Origin of the sequence: Chitinophaga eiseniae (genome assembly GCF_900167135.1) — a bacterium.
GTDB classification, from domain to species: Bacteria; Bacteroidota; Bacteroidia; order Chitinophagales; family Chitinophagaceae; genus Chitinophaga; species Chitinophaga eiseniae.
Map to the genome: position 1 here is coordinate 298,586 of NZ_FUWZ01000004.1, position 20,946 is coordinate 319,531.

The 20,946-nt window shown below is 54.4% G+C and carries 1 protein-coding gene; it reads left to right on the forward strand.

The features are described 5' to 3' along the window. Positions 1-20,910: a non-ribosomal peptide synthetase gene (locus B5D63_RS24865; protein WP_078671577.1), complete on the forward strand. Its 20,910-nt coding sequence runs from the start codon at positions 1-3 to the stop codon at positions 20,908-20,910. Positions 20,911-20,946: the final 36 nt, after the last annotated feature.

Below are 20,946 nucleotides of genomic sequence, written 5' to 3' on the forward strand. Positions count from 1 at the left end.
ATGTTTGATTTTAATCTCAACGAAATAATTGATCTGTTAAACGAGGCCCACGATAGCGGAATAAAAGTTTCCTTCGAAGATGATAACTTATTGGTGGAGGCTGACGAAGATAAAGAGATCGATGCCGGCTTTCTGGATAGATTGAGAAATAATAAACACTCCCTGATAGCCTATTTCAAGAAACATAAGTCCGGTACGCAGGAGAAACATTTCTCCGGCAGTATACGTGACGCCCGTAATAATGACGACGGCCCGGTTCCTTTGTCCTTCAGCCAGGACCGCTTATGGTTTATCCATCAGCTGGAGGGCAGCGTGCAATACCACATCCCGGCGGCGTTGCGGCTGAAGGGCAAACTGGACGTTGAAGCACTGAACTTTGCATTACGCACCGTAGTAAACCGGCACGAGGTATTGCGTACCGTGATATACCAGGCTGACGGCAACGTCTGGCAGCGGGTATTGGAAAAAGACCAATGGGCGCTGGACAGGATCGATGGCACCTCCGGCTATGAAGACCCCGAGGTATTGCAGGCGTATATGGACGAACTGGTACAGATACCATTTGACCTGTTCCATGACCATATGCTGCGCGCCCACCTGATACAGCTGGCGCCGGAGGAATTTTTGCTGGTGCTGGTGATGCACCACATCGCTTCCGATGGCTGGTCTACCGCCATCCTCGTGAATGAGCTGAATGAGGCGTACACCGCTGCTGCCGCCAAACGTGAACCTGTCCTGGAACCACTGGATGTTCAGTTTGCCGACTACGCCGTATGGCAGCGTAAATACCTCGCCGGCGATATGCTGGACAAGCAGCTGTCCTACTGGAAAAAACAGCTGGATGGCGCGTCTTTGTTAAATCTTCCCACTGACTATGAGCGTCCGGCGGTAAAAAGCACCCGCGGCGCTTTGGTGGCTTTTCATATTCCGCAGCAACTGACGGCGGCGCTGGAAAAGCTGTCGCAGGAACAGGGCGCTACCTTGTACATGACATTGCTGGCGGCCTTTAAGGTATTGCTGTACCGTTACAGCGGCCAGGAAGATATCAGCATCGGCGGCGTGGTGGCCGGCAGGATGCGGACAGAAATGGAGCGGCTGATCGGTTTCTTTGTCAATACCCTGGTGCTGCGTACGCATCTGGACGGTAACCCGGATTTTATCACGTTGCTGCAGCAGGTGAAAAATACCCTGCTGGATGCTTACGAACACCAGGAAGTGCCTTTTGAAAAAGTGGTGGAAGCCGTGATGGGAGAGCGGGACATCAGTAAGAACCCGTTGTTCCAGGTGGTTTTTGTATTGCAGAACGTGCCGCCTACCAAAGAGCTGAAAATGGGAGAGGTGGTGATGCAGGACGAAAAGATTATGCGTACCACCAGCCTGTTTGACCTTTCCTGGTCCATGGAGCAAGGTCCCGACGGCATCGATGTGGAAGTGGAATATTATACCGATATCTTCACCGAAGCGACCATTCAACGAATGGTGGCGCATTTCCAGTTGTTGCTGCAAGCTGCCGTGGATAACCCGGCGCAACCTATCGGTATGCTGAATATGCTCAGCGAAGCAGAAAAAGATCAGCTGCAGGTATCGTTTAATGACACCGCTACTTTATATCCTTCCGCAGAAAGCGTTGTGTCTATCTTTGAAGGGCAGGTGGCGTTTTCACCGGAAGCGCCGGCCGTAACGTTCGGAAAACGTACGCTTACCTACCGGGAACTGGATGAACAGGCCAACCAGGTGGCCAACTACCTGGCGGAGCAGGGCATTCAGCCGGGCAATACCATCGCCTTGCTGTCGAGGCGCGGGATAGAGATGATCGTCGCTATCTGGGGAATCCTGAAAAGCGGCAACGCCTATGCGCCCTTTCATACCGGTTACCCGGCAGACCGTTTGCACGGCATGATGGAAGATGCCGGTATCACCACCTTGCTGTACACCAGCAGGGAGTTGTTTGTTTCTTCCGGGATGGGGGAATTTACAACAGGACTGGACATCGCCGCAGCGCGCAACAGCGCTGTAACGCCGACGGGCATACGGACCAGCAGCGACGCCTGCATCAACGTGATGTATACTTCCGGTACTACCGGTCGCCCCAAAGGGATCGCCATCACCAATAAAAATATTATCAACCTGGCCTTCGACCGTGGTGCCACTTCCGTGCTGCCCGGCGACCGGCTGCTGCAATGCTCCAACTATGCGTTCGACGGCTCCACCTTCGACATCTACAGTGCGCTGCTCAACGGCGCCTGCCTCTGTATGGTGGAAGATGATGCGGCCATAGATGTGTTTGAATTATCCAGGATCATCGCTGCGGAGAAAATCAGCATCGCCCTTTTCCCCACCGCTTTGTTCCACAACTTTATCGATAACCAGCCCCTGGGCCTGAAGACCATGCGGAAAATTCTGTTTGGCGGTGAAAAGGCCTCGCTGCCGCATTTGGAAAAAGCGCTGGCGGTACTGGGACAAGGGAAGCTCGTTAACATGTACGGCCCTACGGAGGTGACCGTGGCCGCCACCTGTTACGAAGTCAATGACGTGGCCGGAAAACTGTCCGTTCCCATTGGTACGCCGATGTCCAATGCCCGTATCCGCATCCTGGATGAAAACCGGCAGCTGGTGCCGCTGGGCGTAAGTGGCGAAATTTATGTAGGCGGCGACGGTGTATCCCTGGGGTATGTCAACAGGGAAGACCTGACCGCGGAAAAATATGTCACGCTCGATGACGCACCGGGCCGCTGGTACCGTACCGGCGATAAAGGCCGCTGGCTGCCGGATGGCACAATCGCCTACGCCGGCAGGATCGACGACCAGGTGAAAATCCGCGGTTACCGCATCGAGCCGGGTGAAATAGAACGCGCGCTGAACAACCTGCCGGAGGTGGGTGACAGCTGCGTAGTGGTAAAACAACAGCATACCGGCGAAAAAAGACTGGTCAGCTATTTTGTTCCCGAACAGGAAACGCTGCAACAAAAAGAGTATGAACTATCGCAGCTGCAGATCGCCAGCTGGCGCGCCCTGTACGACACCGCCTACAGCAAAACAGACGAGATAGAAGACCTGGACGAAGAGTTCAACATTACCGGCTGGAACGACAGCTTCACCAGCGGTCCTATCCCGGCAGAAAACATGCAGCAATGGGTAGACGATATCACGCGCCTGATCATCGGCCTGCAACCGAAGCGGGTACTGGAGATCGGCTCTGGTACAGGGTTGATCTATTACCCTATTGCCGATCACATAGAACGATACATTGGTACTGACTTCTCCCGGGTATCTGTAGAACAGATCCTGCGCCGCATCGCCAAAGGCGAGCGCCGTTACCCGGATACGGAAATGAAACTCTGTGCCGCACATGAAATTATCCTGGATGAAAAGGAAGAGATCGACCTGGTGATCTTAAACTCCATCGTACAGTATTTCCCGGGAGCCGCTTATATGACCGATGTGCTGGCGAAAGCCATCACGTTGCTGAAAGGTAAAGGCCGCATTGTGGTGGGCGACGTCCGCGACCTGCGCCTGCTGCCTTCTTTCAAACGCCGACTGCAGCTGGATAAACTGCATGACAAGACCAGCGTCCGGGAGTTTGAATGGAGCGTGGACCAGGAAGTGCTGAAAGAAGAGGAACTGTGTTTTTCTCCTGCCTATTTCTATCATTTGCAGACCCGCTTCCCGGAAATTACCAACGTGGAGATTGTATGGAAACAAGGAGATTATATTAATGAGTTGAGCCTTTACCGTTATACGGTCATCCTGCACGTGGGTATTGAAAAGCCTGTATTACAGCCCGACTGGCAGCCGTGGGACGCCATTGCGGACAAAAGTACCATCATTGACCAGATCACGAACCGTATCCCGGTAATTGCCTTGCAGGACGTGCCGGGCCATCGGGTATGGAGGGAGAGAATGCTGGACCATGCGCTGAAAAATAACCTGTGCAACAACGTAGGCGACTTGTCTGACTACATCGGCGCCCCGGACAAGGTGACACATACGGTGAATGAAATACTGGACGAAGCTGCAGCTGCCGGCTACAGCTACCGTTTTTTGCTGGATGAAGATCCGCTGAAAGTAAACCTGCTGATAGAACGCGACCGCTTTGACGGTTTCGTGGAGCAATCCTACAGTAACAGTATCAGTTTCGCCGATACGGTGAAAACCAACGTGCCGCTGTTCTCCGACATTTGTGAATCGCTGCAGAAAAATATCAAACAGCAGTTGCTGGACCGCCTGCCGGATTACATGGTGCCGGCGGACTTCGTTGCACTGCAGAAATTGCCGCTCACCGGCAACGGTAAGGTAGACCGTAAGTTTCTCGCCGCCTGGGAAGACATTCAACGGAAACGGTTGATCAATTATGTAGCCCCCACCAACGCCACAGAGCTGCATCTGGCTGGTATCTGGCAGCATCTGCTGGGCGTGGAGCGTGTAGGCATTGAAGATAACTTCTTTGAACTGGGTGGTCACTCCCTGCTGGCGACCCGCGTGGTGGCTGCTGTCCGTAAAGACATGGACGTGGAGCTGACCGTGAAGGACTTTTTCATATATCCTACCATCGCTTTGCTGGCGGTGTACCTGCAGCAACAGGAAAAAGGCTCACACCTGCCACCGCTGACTGCCGGCCCGAGACCCGCCAATATCCCGCTGTCTTTCAGCCAGGAGCGGTTGTGGTTCATTGATCAGCTGCAGGGCACCGTGCCTTATCATATGCCGGTGATACTGCGTCTGCATGGTAACCTCGATGTACAGGGACTGGAGTTTGCGCTGCGTAACATTGTGAATGGCCATGAAGTATTGCGTACGGTTATCGCACCCAAAGACGGTATTGCATGGCAGCACGTGATGGACAAAGACCAATGGCAACTGGCCCTGGTGCCGCAGTCCCCCGAACTGTCTGATGAAGCTACCCTGAAACAATTGCTGAGCGGCCTGGCAGATATGCCTTTTGACCTGTGCCGGGACCATATGCTGAGAGCGCACCTGGTCACCTTGTCGGCGCAGGAGCATCTGCTGTTGCTCACCATCCACCATATTGCCTGCGATGGCTGGTCTATCTCCATACTGGTGAAAGAACTGGTGGAACTGTACCGTGCCTACGCGGAAAAACGCGCTCCCATCCTGGAAAAACCGGAGATCCAGTACGCAGACTACGCCCTCTGGCAACGTAACAGTTTTGACGGCGCCGTCCTCGATGAAAAGATGAAGTACTGGAAGCAGCAGCTGAACAACGTGCTGCCACTGGACCTGCCTACAGATTATGCCCGTCCTGCCGTACAGCAGTTCAATGGCGCTATCAGCTGGTTCCATATCGATCAGCAGCTGACGGACCAGTTGCAGCAGCTGTCCAGGGAGCAAGGCGTTACGCTGTTTATGACCCTGCTCACCGCCTTTAAAGTATTGCTGCAGCGCTATAGTGGCCAGGACGATATTTGTGTAGGTTCACCGGTATCCGGCAGAACGCAGCAGGAAACGGAAGGTCTGATTGGCTTCTTCCTGAATACCGTAGCGTTAAGAGCGGACCTCAGCGATAATCCTTCCTTCCTCTCCCTGTTGCAACAGGTGAAAAACACTACGCTGGATGCCTATGAGCATCAGCAGGTGCCGTTTGAGAAAATTGTGGAAGAGGTGGTGAAGGACCGCGATATGAGCCGCAGTCCGTTGTACCAGGCGATGTTTGTTTTACAGAACACGCCGCCGGTGCCGGAACTTTTGTTGGGTGATCTGCACCTGGCCTACGAAGAAGTGCCACACAAAACCACCTTGTGCGACATCACCATGTCCCTGGAAGAACAGCCCGATGGTATCCGCGGTTATGCTGAGTATTGCACCGATTTGTTTAGTGCCGGACGGATCAAACAGATGATGAAACACTTCGAGCAGCTGTTACGTGCTATCGTAGCAGCGCCGGCCAGCGAAATCAACACACTGCGTATCACCACACCGGCGGAAGAAGAGCAGCTGCTGAGCGCTTTTAACGACCGGATAGCGGACTACCCGAGGAATAAAACCATCATCGACCTTTTCGACAGACAGGTGCTGCTCACACCGGAAGCGGTGGCGGTAGTGTTTGAGTCTGTAGAGATCACCTACGGTCAACTGAATAGCCGGGCCAATCAGCTGGCACATTACCTGAGGAAGCTGGGCGTCCGGGAAGATACACTGGTGCCGGTGTTCCTGGAGCGGAGCGAACAGATGATCATCGCCATGCTGGGTATCCTGAAAGCCGGCGGCGCTTACGTGCCCATCGATCCGGAATATCCACAGGAGAGGGTCCGCTTTATGCTGACGGATACCGCAGCACAGTATGTGGTGAGCAATAAAGAAAGCGCCCATTTGCTGGAAGGATTAACCTCTGCCACAATAGTATCCCTGGACGGTGATCAGCATATCCTGGAAGGATTCCCCGAACATAACCCTGAAAGTTTTGTACAGCCGCATCACCTGGCTTATGTTATCTATACCTCCGGTTCTACCGGTCAGCCGAAAGGTGTGCTGCTGGAGCACTACAACGTAGTGCGGCTGTTTGAGACCGATACGCCGTTGTATGACTTTAACAGCAGCGACGTATGGACACTGTTCCACTCTATCTGTTTCGACTTTTCCGTATGGGAGATGTATGGCGCCTTGTTCTATGGCGGCCGCCTCGTCATCGTCTCCAAACAGGTGGCGAAAGACGCTTCTCTCTTCGGACAGCTGCTGTTGTCAGAAGGGGTGACAGTGCTCAACCAGACGCCTGCTGCCTTCTATGTGTTACAGGAATACCTGGTGGCCAATGCGCCGTCGGTACCGGTGCGGTATGTTATTTTCGGCGGAGAGGCGTTGAACCCGGCCATGATCCGGCCGTGGAAAGAGGCGTATCCGCACTGCAGAACGATCAATATGTATGGCATCACCGAAACAACGGTGCATGTGACCTACCAGGAGATCGGTGTTGAACATTTGCAGAGCAGCAGCAGTATCATTGGTACGGCTATCCCGACGCTGGGCCTTTATATTTTAGACGCTAACAGGAGCCTGTCGCCCGTAGGCGTGCCGGGAGAACTGTATGTGTCCGGCGCCGGGCTGGCGAGAGGGTATCTCAACCGCGAAGCTTTAACGGCAGAACGTTTTCTGCCGAACCCATTCAGCCGGGAAGGGGACTATAGCCGGTTATATAAAACCGGTGACCAGGCCCGCTGGCTGGCGGACGGCAATATTGAATACCTGGGACGTATAGACCAGCAGGTGAAGATACGCGGATACCGTATAGAGCTGGGAGAGATTGAAAATGTGCTGCTGCAGAGTGGATTTATAAAACAGGCGGTGGTAGTGGCGGCCAACGACAGCGCCGGTAGTAAGATACTGGCCGCGTACGTCGTTTCGGAAGAACGTTTCGACCGTGATCGGGTGATCGCTGCGCTGAAAGAGCGATTGCCGGATTACATGGTGCCTGCCCTGTTTATCACTTTAGACAAAATGCCGTTGACCTCCAACGGGAAGATCGACAGGAAAGCATTACCGGATGTGCACCAGGGCGCTCCGGCTGGCAGTGAATATGTAGCTCCCCGCAATGACATGGAGCAGTTGCTTGCCGATGTATGGCAGGAATTGCTGCAGGTACCACGGGTAGGGGTATACGATAATTTCTTTGAACTGGGAGGCCACTCCCTGCTGTCAATGCGTATGGTGGCAGTGCTGCGGAAAAAAATAGCCGTGGAACTAACGGTAAGGTCTATATTCCTTTACCCGGTGATTGACCAGCTGGCGGCTTTCTTACAGGGAGAAACCAGTCAAACCGCCGTGCCGGGAATAAAAGCCGTAAAAAGACCGGCGCGCATACCGCTTTCCTTTGCTCAGGAACGTCTCTGGTTCATTGACCAGCTGGAAGGCAGCGTGCAGTACCACGTACCGGCCGTATTACGCCTGCGTGGCTCACTGGATGTTACCGCTTTGTCCACCGCCCTGCGCAGTGTGGTCAACCGGCATGAGATATTAAGGACCGTGATCCGGCAAAATGACGGCCGCGGTTATCAGTACATCCTGGACCAGGACAACTGGACATTAAACATCACTGATCTGCCCGTCTATAAAGACAACCCTGCTGCACTGCAGGACTTTATTAAAAAGATAACGGACGCACCGTTCGATCTGTCTGCTGATCATATGCTGCGGGCGGACCTGGTGGTGCAGGGGCCCGATGAACATATCCTTATCATCACCACCCACCACATCGCTTCTGACGCCTGGTCTACCGGTATCCTGGTGAAAGAGCTGGTGGCGTTTTATATGGCCGCATCTGCCGGTACGGAGGCACATCTGGAGAAGATGGCCATCCAGTATGCGGATTATGCCATCTGGCAGCGTACCTATATCACTGGTGATATACTGGACAAACAACTGGCTTACTGGAAAGAGAACCTGACGGGCATCACGCCGTTGAACCTGCCCCTGGACTATCCAAGGCCTCCGGTGAGAAGCACAAGGGGAGGCGCTGTCAGCTTCCAGCTACCTGCTGAACTGACGGCGCAGCTGCACCAGTTCAGCCGCCAGGAAAGTGTGAGCCTGTTCATGACGTTGTTCTCCGCGTTCAACGTGATGCTGTACCGTTACAGCGGACAGGAAGATATCTGCGTAGGCAGCCCGGTCGCCGGCAGAACGCAGCAGGAAGTGGAAGGCCTCATCGGCTTTTTCATCAACATGCTGGCGCTGCGGGTAGACCTGAGCCGGCATCCTTCTTTCCGCGCCCTCCTGCAACAGGTAAAACAAACGACGCTGAATGCCTTTGAACACCAGGAAGTGCCATTTGAAAAGATCGTAGACCAGGTGGTAGTGGATAATGACAGAAGCCACCGGCCGGTGTTCCAGGTAGTATTTGGTTTGCAGAACAACGTGAACCAGCCGGATCTTCAGTTTGGTGATATTGTTTTATCCGAGGAAACAGTAGCGCATACTTCCGCCAAATTTGACCTGGTATTTAGCATGGACGAAGATGAAGACGGACTGAATGGTACCGTGGTGTATTGTGCGGACCTGTTTACCGAAGCCACGGTAAAACGGATGGTAGGCCATTTCCAGCAGTTGTTGCAGGCGGTGGTGGTGTCGCCGGACCAGCAGATAGGGTTGTTGCCGATGCTTACTTCCGGAGAGGAACAGCAATTGTTGACCGTAAAAGGAAACTACGAGAAGGAATATACGCAGCAGATCACTTTTGTAGATCTGTTTGAGGCGCAGGCGAACCGTTCACCGGACGCGATAGCGGTAGCTTTTGAAAATACGGTCCTCACTTACCGCGAACTGAATGAGCGTGCGAATTGTCTTGCCCATTACTTAAAGAGCAGACGGGTGAAAGCGGGCACGCTGGTGCCGGTTTGCATGGAACGCTCACTGGACATGATGGTGAGCATCATGGGTATCCTGAAGGCCGGTGGCGCCTATGTACCGGTTGAACCCGATTTTCCGGAAGACCGTATCCGGTTTATGCTGGAAGATACCGATGCGTCTAATATCATTACCCTCAGCAAATACGTAGACAGGGTACAGGCAGGTGCCGCGGATATTATTTTACTGGATGATGATTGGAACGATATCAAGGTCAACGGAAAAGACAATATACCCGGCGCTACCCGGGCGGACCATCCTGTTTATGTGATTTATACATCGGGCAGTACCGGCCAGCCGAAAGGCGTGGTGGTCACCCACGGCAATCTGGCCGACTACATCGGGGGGCTGACGAGTGCGTTGCCTGTGAAAGAATGTCATTCTTTCGGGCTCATGTCCAGCATGGCAACCGACCTTGGCAACACCGTGATTTTTGGTGCGCTGGCCAATGGCGGCGCACTGCATATCTTCTCTAAAGAGATGGCGCAGGATACCACGCTATTGTATAACTATCTGGATGAACATCCGATAGACTGCATCAAGATAGTGCCTTCCCACTGGAAAGCGCTGTGTTTGCAGGATAGGTTACTGATACCGGAGAAGCTGCTGATCTTCGGCGGCGAAGCGCTGGAATCGGCAGTAGTAGCGTCGATCTACGAAACAGGTACGGCCTGTACGGTGGTTAACCACTACGGGCCTACGGAAACGACGATCGGCAAACTGCTGCACGTCGTTGACAGGAACGCTGCTTACGGTGAAAGTATCCCGGTAGGTAAACCTTTCTCCGCCACACAGGTATATGTGCTCAGCCAGGAGCTGCAGCTATGCCCGGTAGGTGTTCCCGGCGCCCTGTATATTGGCGGGGAGGGCGTTGCCAGCGGATATCTGAATAACGAAGAACTCACCGCTGCAAAGTTCATCGCAGATCCATTTGCCCCGGGTACGAATAAACGTTTGTATAGCACCGGCGATATGGTGAAATACCTGCCGGACGGTAATATCCTCTTCATGGGCCGCGTGGACGACCAGGTGAAAATACGCGGTTACCGTATAGAGCTGGGTGAGATAGAACGAGCGCTGAACAACTGCGCTACCGTGAAACAGGCGGTGGTCGTCGTGAAAAAAGATCATCTCGATAACAAACGGCTGGTAGCGTATGTAGTGGCAGAAGCGGAAGTGGAGGTAGATAAGGAAGATATATTACAACAGCTGACAGCCCACTTACCGGAATACATGGTACCATCCCTGTTGATGGTGCTGGATTATTTCCCCCTGCTGGCCAATGGCAAGGTAGACAAGAAAGCGTTGCCCGAAGCGGATGGCAGCAGCCTGCAGACAGATACCTATGTTGCTCCGCGAAATGAAGTGGAACGCACATTGGCCGGTATCTGGGAAGCACTGCTGGGTGTGGAAAGAGTAGGTATCAATGACAATTTCTTCGCTTTAGGCGGTGACTCTATCATCACCATACAGGTAGTGAGCAGGGTGAGGAGAGCCGGTTATGAGTTACAGGTCGGTGACCTGTTCGACTATCAGACCATCGCCATGTTGTACGCGGTAATGTCTGCCCGTAAAGGTGCGGCTACCGCCGTGTCTGCGGACCAGGAGATACAAAGCGGCAGCTGTGGTTTGTTACCGGTGCAGCAATGGTACTTTGAAAAAGAAGGCGCTACGCCTTCCCACTTTAACCAGAGCATGTTGCTGAAAATAGACAAGCGTATTCCTTCGTCTACCTTGTCTGCCGCTATTATGCAACTGGTACAGTACCATGACAGCCTCCGTTTCAAATACACGCACGGCGTCAATGGATGGGAGCAGACATACGGCACAGCAGAGGCGATGCTGAACATCGTGAACCTGCAGGCAGAATCTATGCAGGAATTCCCGGAAATGATGGTGACTTATGGCAACGGCTATCAGCGCAGCGTGGATGTTACCAAAGGTAACTGTATCAGCGCTGTCCTGTTCCTGACGCCTGCCGGCGATGCGCATAACCGCTTGCTGCTGGCGATCCATCACCTCGTGGTAGATGGCGTGTCATGGCGTATCCTGCTGGAAGACCTGGAACGGCTGATCGACGGCTTGTATAATAATGAGCCGGTATCATTGGGTAAAAAGAGCAGTTCCTACCGCCAATGGTATGACGCACTGGTGAAATACAGCCAGACCGACCGGCTGTTGAAACAAGCGGACTACTGGTCCGGCATGGTGCAGCAATACCGGCCGTTGCCGGTGGACAAAGCTTTTGACGGCGTGCTGCGTATAAAAGATATGGAGCACTACCAGGTGAAGCTGACACCGCTCGTTACGCAGCAGCTGTTACACGAAGTACCTGCTGCCTACCGCACGGAGATAAACGACGTGTTGCTGAGTGCTTTAGCCCTTGCCCTGAACAGCTGGGCCGGCGGCGCCGTACTCATCGGCCTGGAAGGGCATGGCAGGGAAGATATCGACAGAAGTGTGAACGTAGGCGATACCGTAGGTTGGTTTACCAGCCTGTACCCGGTATTGTTACCCGGTCACACGACAGGCGACGCCGGGATGTTATTACGCAACATGAAAGAACAGCTGCGCCAGATTCCGGACAAAGGAATTGGTTTTGGCATATTGAAATACCTCAACAAGCTGGCGGGGCTGCAGGGCGGTGATCCCTGGGATATCACCTTTAACTACCTCGGGCAGTTTGACGCCGTGACCAGCGGCGGCAGATGGTTCTCCGTTACCGACGAACCTGCCGGCGCGGAAACAGGCGATGATTACACCGTGCGCCGTAAGATTGCGGTGAACAGTATGGTGACCGGCGGCGAGCTGGTGCTGGACTGGAGTTTTAGCAGTCAACACTACAACAGCAATACTATTACTACGCTGGCGCAGCAATATATTGCACAACTGGAAATAATCATCGGACATGCTGTAGCGCAGGCAGCACAACAGCCGCTGCTGACGCCGTCAGACTACGGTTTGGGCGGCCTGGTGAGCAATACGGAGCTGGACCGCTTCCTGGACATGCCGATGGCCGGCGGCGCTAAACGCCGTGAGGAAATTACGGCGATGTACCGGCTGAGCGGCCTGCAGGAAGGGATGTTGTTCCATGGGTTGTACGATAACGCGGTGGACGCCTATACGGAGCAGTTTACCTACTTGCTGCATCAGACAGACATCAACGCATTCATAGAGACCTGGGAGTACCTGCTGCAAAGACATACTATTTTACGCAGCGCCTTCTATCATGATGCTTTCCATGTGCCGGTACAATGTGTGTACCGTTATGTGCAGCTGCCGGTGACGCAGCTGGACTATCGTCATCTGGATGCGGCAGCCCAGGAAGCAGCATGGACGGCCCACGAGGCGGAAGTGTTGCAGCAGCCTTTCGATTTTACAGCGCCGCCGCTGATGAAGATGAGCCTGATACGTTTGCAGGACGACACCTGGCGCATGGTATGGACCTACCATCACCTGTTGCTCGATGGCTGGTCAATGCCCGTGTTGCTGGAAGAACTGCTGCGGACATACGAGGCGCTGGCATCCGGAAAACAACCGGAAGAAGCGGCCACAGATCACTACGAGGAATATATCCGCTATCTTGACCGCCGAGATAAAGACGAAGAAAGTGCCTACTGGCGCGGATATCTCGCTGACGTCAGCAATAGCACTTTGTTGCCTTTCATCAGCAGTACAGACAGGACAAAGGCTGAAGGGCGCTATAAAACGACGCCGGTAGTGCTGGATGCTACCCAGACAAGACTTATTACCGCGTATGCACAGCAACAGCGCCTTACGGTCAATACCCTGATGCAGGGCGTGTGGGGGTACCTGTTATATCGTTATACCGGTAACCAGCACGTCGCTTATGGCGCTATCGTATCCGGCCGCCCGGATGATATGCCGGGTATCGAAAGAAAGGTGGGCATGTACATCAACACCCTGCCGGTGCATATCGCCGTGACGCCAGAACAGCCGGTCACCGACTGGCTGCGCGATATACAGGCGGCACAGGTACATAGCCGCAAGCACCAATACACCCCGCTGCGCGATAGTCAACGTTACACCGGCGTTACGGGAGACCTGTTTGATACGCTGATGGTATACGAGAATTATCCCGTAGACGAAGAGACGCTCTCTTATCCGTGGAAACTGCAGATAGAACAACTGCACGTAGAAGAACATACGAACTACCCATTGAGCATTACGATCGGGGTGGGACAGGAGATCACTATCCTGTTGCAGCACAATACCGCCCTGTTGTCTCCTGTTTATATCACACAGATCAGTGAGCACTTTAAACAGGTGCTGGAATATATTGTCCGGAACCCGGCCGCAAAAACTGCCGACATCGTGCTGTTGAATAACGAAGAGCAGGACCGGATAGCCGTTACGTTTAACAAGGCGGCCCAACCGCAAACAACGACGGGCAAATCTGCTATCGACCTGTTTAAAGAGCGGGTGGCGCTGGCGCCGCAGCAGACGGCTGTTGTGTTTGAGACGCAGGGCCTCACCTACCAGGAACTGGACAAACGCTCCGATCAGCTGGCACTGTACCTTGTCAGCAAAGGCGTACAGAAAGAGACGCTGGTACCTGTTTGCGTGGAACGCTCCCTGGAGATGGTCATTGCCATACTGGCCATCCTGAAAGCAGGTGGCGGCTATCTCCCGATAGACCCCTCTTATCCTGCGGGACGTATCAGCTACCTGCTGGAAGACAGCCGCGCTACCATGATGATCAGCAGTGCGGAGGTAGCAGGCCGTCTGGACATACCCGCTCATATCCATGTCATTAAAACGGACGAAGACCAGGCAGCGATTGCAGGCCAGCCCGGTATCAGCCTCAGCACCATGCCGGCACCGGACGATCTCGCCTATGTGATCTATACCTCCGGCAGTACCGGTCAGCCGAAAGGCGTAATGATCGAACATAAAGGCCTGGTCAACCTGGCGCTGAACATGGAAACGGTGCTGTCATTAAGACCTGGCATCCGGGTACTGCAGTTCTCCGCTTTCGGTTTCGACGCCTCCTGCTTCGAGATCTTCAGCACGCTGCTGAGCGGTGGCTGCCTGGTGATCCCGCACAAAGAAGACCTGCTGTCGGCTGACAGATTTGGGGAGATGGTGCGTCAACATGCCGTGGAGCTGCTGTTGCTGCCTCCGTCTTACCAGCACACTATCCGTGAGGAGCTGGGTACCATCAAAACAATAATATCCGGTGGCGAAGCGCTGAACCGCGAAGACACCAGGTATTTCCAATCCAAAGGTATCCGCGTGTTTAACGCATATGGCCCTACGGAAAACAGCGTCATTACCACGATCACGGACAGCCCGTTGCAGGGTGACACCGTGGTGATCGGCAAACCGCTGGCCAACGGGCAGGTATATATCCTGGACGCGCAGGGCGAACTTTGCCCCGTAGGCGTAGCCGGCGAAATCTGCGCTGGCGGCGTTGGTGTGGCGCGCGGTTACCTGTATCGCCCGGCACTCACGACAGAGAAATTTATCCCCGATCATTTCAGCGAACAGCCGGGCGCCCGCCTGTACCGCACCGGTGACCTCGGTCGCTGGCTGCCGGACGGCAATATCGAATACCTGGGCAGGATCGACGACCAGGTGAAGATCCGTGGTTATCGTATAGAGCCGGGTGAAATTGAAAATGCCCTGCTGCAAAGCGGCTTCGTCAGCCAGGCCGTAGTACTGGTGAAAACGGACGATAACGGCCATAAACGTTTAGTCGCCTATGTGGTACCACAGGGCGCCTTCGACAAGGAACCGCTGTTAACTTCGCTGAAAGACAAGCTGCCGCCTTATATGGTGCCTTCCTTACTGGTGCCATTGGAAAAAATACCGGTCACCGCCAACGGAAAGGTAGACAAGGCCGCATTGCCTGAACCTTATACAACGGCCACCCATACCCGCGCCGTTTTAAATGGCGAAGTGGAACAGACGCTGGCCGTTATCTGGGAAGAATTGCTGGGTGTGAAGAACATCGGCAGAAATGATAACTTCTTTGAACTGGGCGGCGATTCCATTATCACCATCCAGGTGGTAGGCAGGGCTAAACGTTTTGGTTATGACCTGAAACCGAAAGACCTGTTCGTGCACCAGACCATCGCAGGACTGGCCGCGTCGCTGGCCTCCGGCAAGGAGAAAGCCGTTCGCGGAGAACAGGGCATACTCACCGGCAACAGCGGCCTAACGCCTATCCAGCAGTGGTACCTCGAAGAAGAAACCATCGCGAAACACTTTATTCAACAGTTGTTTGTCGGTATAGATAAACAAATCAGCGATACCGTATTAAACACTGCCGTACAACAATTGCTGCTTCGCCATGACAGCCTTCGATTTACGTATACCCGTAAAGGTGGGCAATGGCAACAGCACTACGGCAGCTACGCCGGCGCGCTGGACGTGGTGGACCTGCGGGAGGTGGCGACCAAAGATTACGCCGCTGTTCTGGCGGCCCACTGCGACCGCTACCAGGCTTCTTTGAAACCCGAAGAAGGTATCCTGTTGCGCGCCGTATTGTTTTTAACACCTGTATCGGAAGCCGCCAACCGCCTGCTGATCATCGGTCACCACCTGGCGGTGGATGGCGTGTCCTGGCAGATTATGCAGGACGACCTGGAGCTCCTGCTGGACCAGCTGCAAAATAATGAACCGGTAACGCCGGCGTTGAAGACCAGCTCCTACCGGGAATGGCATCAGGCGCTGGTAGCATACGGTCAGCGTAAACAGCTGTTGCAGCAGCGCGACTACTGGCTGGACATCGCGCAGCAATACCAGCCGCTGAAGGTGGACAAAACTTACCATGGCGAGTTGACCGGCAATGATATGGCCACGCATGAAATGCACCTGGACGCCGCCCTGACGCAGCTCCTGCTGCAGGAGGCACCGAAGGCCTATCATACCGAAATCAACGATGTGCTGCTGGCCGCCCTGTCGGCCGCGTTGTATGCCTGGAACGGCGCCGGCGTGGTAGTCGGCCTGGAAGGCCACGGCCGTGAGGACATCGCCGCCAGCATCGATATCAGTAATACGGTGGGATGGTTTACCAGCCTGTATCCCGTAGGACTCAACAACAGTGTTCATACAACACCGGGCGCTTTACTGAAAGCAGTCAAAGAACAACTGAGACAGCTGCCCGATAAAGGCATCGGCTACGGCGTGCTAAAATATATCAATAAGGAAGAAGCCTTACAAGGCAAAGATCCATGGGATATTACGTTTAACTACCTCGGACAGGTGGATGCTGCCAGGAGAAACAGCAAATGGTTCAGCACTGTGCCTGAAGCTGCAGGAACGGGCAGCACCACGGATGTGAAAATCCGCCATAAGATCGCTGTCAACGGCGCGGTGGAAAACGGAGAGCTGATCCTTTACTGGAGCTACAGCACCCATCATTATAACAGCAGCACCATACAGGAGCTGGTGAACAACTACCAGGCGCAGTTGCAGCAGCTGATTCATCATGCGGTGGCCCAGGCGGCAGTACAACCGGTATTCACTCCGTCGGACTACGGTTTGGGTAGCCTGGTGACCAACGCAGAGCTGGACCAGTTCCTCGATGCCCCGCACACCGGCGGCGGTACCCGCAGAGATCATATCACCGGTCTGTACAGGTTGAGCAGCCTGCAGGAAGGCATGTTGTTCCATGGCCTGTACAATGGCAATAACGGCGTATATATCCAGCAACTTTGCTGCACGCTGGACGCACCGGACATCCCGGTATTAAAAGAAAGCTGGCGGCAGCTGTTACAGCACCACACTGTGCTGCGCAGCAGCTTCTTCGCCAACGTGTTCCGCATTCCGGTGCAGGGCGTGCAGGCGCAGGTGGTCATCCCGTTCGACGAGCCGGACTACCGGCACATGAACGCGGCTGCACAGGAAGAAGCATGGACAGCCTATGAGGCGGCCGACCTGGTGAAAGGCTTCGACTTTACCACACCGCCACTGATGCGTATTGCCCTGATCCGGCTGACCGATGAACAATACCGTATGGTATGGACGTTCCATCACCTCCTGCTGGATGGCTGGTCAGGCTCCGTGCTGGTAGAAGAGTTACTGCAAACGTACGATCTGCTGCTGGCCGGCAAAAATGCGCCGGCGCCGGCAGAAGAGAAATACGAAGATTATATCCGTTACCTGGAGCGCCGTGACCAGGAAGAAGAGGTGCTGTACTGGAAAGAATACCTGGCGTCTGCAGGCAGCGGCACCCTGTTGCCGTTTATCAGCGCCACCGCCGAACGTACCAAGGGCAAGGGCGTGTATGAAGTACAGGAGATGCAGTTGACCGGCGTTAAAGCGAAGCAGCTGCTGGCTTACGCGCAGCAGCACCGCATCACCGTCAATACTGTGGTACAGGCCGTGTGGGCTTACCTGTTATACCGCTATACCGGCCAGCAGCAGGTAACTTATGGGGTGACAGTATCCGGCCGTCCGGACGACCTGCCGGGCGTAGAGAAAAGAGTGGGGATGTATATCAATACCCTGCCTTTCCATACAGTCGTCGACAGGGAACAGGGTATTGCCCCGTGGCTGCAGCAGATACAGCAGCAGCAGGTGCAGAGCCGTGAACACCAGTACACCTCGCTCAATGATATACAGCGCTGGCTGGAAATACCGGGAGATCTGTTTGACAACTTCCTCGTATTCGAAAACTACCCGGTCAGCGATCTGTTGAATACCCACCAGTGGCAGCTACAGATGGATAATATTGAGATGCGCGACCATGCCAACTATCCGTTGGGCATTGCGGCCGTAGTGGGTGAGTCGGTAGCGGTGCGGTTTAAATACAATACCGCCTTGCTGGACCGAGCCTATGTGACGGCGCTCCGTGGTCACTTCCGGCAGGTACTGGAATTTATGGTAGACCATCCGGCCGCTAAAACAGGCGATATTATCCTGATGAATAAACAGGAAGAGGAACATATAGCCGTTGACTTTAACACTGTCCCCGTGGCGTATAACGGTGCCGGCAAAACGATCATAGACCTGTTCAGGGAGAGGGTGGCTGCAGCACCGGAAAGTATAGCCCTGCTGTTTGAAGAGCAGGCGCTGACCTACCAGGAGCTGGACATCCGCGCCAACCAGCTGGCCCATTACCTCGCCGGTAAGGGCGTGCAGCCGGAAACACTGGTGCCCGTCTGCCTCGAACGCTCCCCGGAAATGATCGTTGCGATACTGGGCATCCTGAAAGCAGGCGGCGCGTATCTGCCGATTGACCCGTCTTACCCGGCAGCCAGGATCACCTACCTGCTGGAAGACAGCCGTGCCACGATGCTGATCACCAGCCTTGCGCTGGCAGGGGAACTGGACATTCCTTCATCCATAAATATTATCAGAACAGATGCAGACCGCAGGAACATCAGCAGCCAGCCAACAACGGCGCCGGCTGTAGCCCCTGCACCGCATCACCTCGCATACGTTATCTATACATCCGGCAGTACAGGCAACCCCAAGGGCGTAATGATTGAACACAAAAGTGTCGTAAATCTGGCGTTAAGTCAGGCCGCATCCCTGAGATTAATACCTGGTATGAGAACCTTACAGTTTGCAGCTTTCGGCTTTGATGCATCCTGTTACGAAATTTTCAATACCCTGTTAAGCGGTGGTAGCCTTGTACTCCCCCGGAAAGAAGACCTGCTGGCCGCCGACAAATTCGGCGATATGGTGCGGAAACAACAGGTGGAACTGGTGGTATTGCCCCCGTCTTACCAGCACACCATCCGTGAAGAGCTGGGTACGATCAGGACCATCGTTTCGGCGGGAGAGCCGCTGAACCGGGAAGATGCCAAATACTTCCAGTCCAAAGGCATCCGGGTCATTAACGCTTACGGGCCTACGGAGAATACGGTTTGTACCAGCCTCACCGACGACCCGCTCCGCGGCGACACCATCGTGATCGGTGAGCCCGTCGGCGGAGTACAAGTGTACATACTGGACCAGTACAGCGCGTTGTGCCCGGTAGGTATCACCGGTGAAATATGTGCCGGCGGCGAAGGGGTGGCGCGTGGCTACCTGTACCGCCCGGAGCTGACAGCGGACAAATTCATCCCGGATACTTTCTCCCGAAAAGAGAACGCCCGCCTGTACCGCACTGGTGACCTCGGCCGCTGGTTGCCCGACGGTAGCATAGAATACCTCGGAAGGATAGACGACCAGGTGAAAATACGTGGCTACCGCATAGAGCTGGGTGAAATCGAAAACGCCCTGGAGCAATTTGAAGGCGTCAGCCAGGCGGTGGTAGTGGCCAAAGGCGCCACCGACAACAGAACGCTGGTAGCCTATATCTTACCGGACGGAACGTTCGACAGGCAGGCGCTCAGCGCTTACCTCGAAGCGAAGCTGCCGGATTATATGGTGCCCTCCCTGTTTATAAAGATTGACAGGATACCGGTAACGCCTAATGGTAAAGTGGACCGCAAAGCATTGCCCGATCCGGACGCCGGCGCGCTGTCTGAAAATGCTTATGTAGCGCCGCGTAACGAGACAGAAGAAATACTGGCAGAGATCTGGCAGCAACTGCTGGAAGTGGAGCAGGTGGGTATCCATGACGACTTCTTCGCCCTCGGCGGTCACTCGTTGCTGTCTATCCGGCTGATCGCTGCTATCCGCAGGAAACTGGGCAAAGAAATAGCCCTCAGCAATATCTTCGACGCACCTACGATCGCTGCGCTGGCCGCCAGCCTGACAGCGCCGGATGCGGAAGAAGAGACAGCCGCTGCTGCCGGAGAACATCATATCATCCCCTTAAACAAAAGCAACAGCCGGACAACGGTATTTATCATTCCTGGTCAGGACGGCCTGAGTGATGGCTACGATGAACTGGCCAAAGCGCTCACCGCTACCGCAGCAGTATACGGCATCCAGATGCCGGGTGTGCTGGAAGGAGAACGGCCGCTCTATACCATCGCAGCGATCGCCGCGCAAAATATCCGCTGGATAAAAGCGCTGCAGCCGCATGGCCCTTACCGTTTCATCGCTCACTCCTTCGGTGCGTATGTGCTGTATGAAATGGTCCGCCAGCTGGAAGCCGCCGGGGAAACAGTGGCCTTTGCAGCTATCCTCGATGCAGACGCCCACCCGGGGCATATAGATGTGCTCAGGGACGGCGCTACCAGTTACCAGGATATCTTCTTCGAATCGGTAGTGGAAGTACTGACGGAGAATAATATCATCGCCAACACACCGCCGGCATGGGTGACGGACCTGCAGCCACTGGTGCAACCGCTGGAGATGAAAGCCGTTGTGCCATTTATTTCAAACTATCTCAAAGGAAAGATCAATGATGATAAGCTGGCCCATGTGGATTTCATTATGCGGTTGACGGACATCAAGGTGAGCAACATCGAGGTGCTGAACAGCTACCAGGTGGAAGGAAAGACCAATGCCGTCCTGCATATTGTGAAAGCCGCCGGCGCCCAATGGAAGGGTAAACCGGAAAGCCTGGGATGGGATGCGCACGCAAAGGTAACCGTCCGTACGGTGGACGGAGATCACTTCTCTATGTTAAAACAGGAGCATGTTGGTCCGCTGGCGCAATACCTCAGCGAACAGTTATCAGCACAATAGGCGGAACACGCTGCTCCGGGCCCCGGGCCCGGAGCA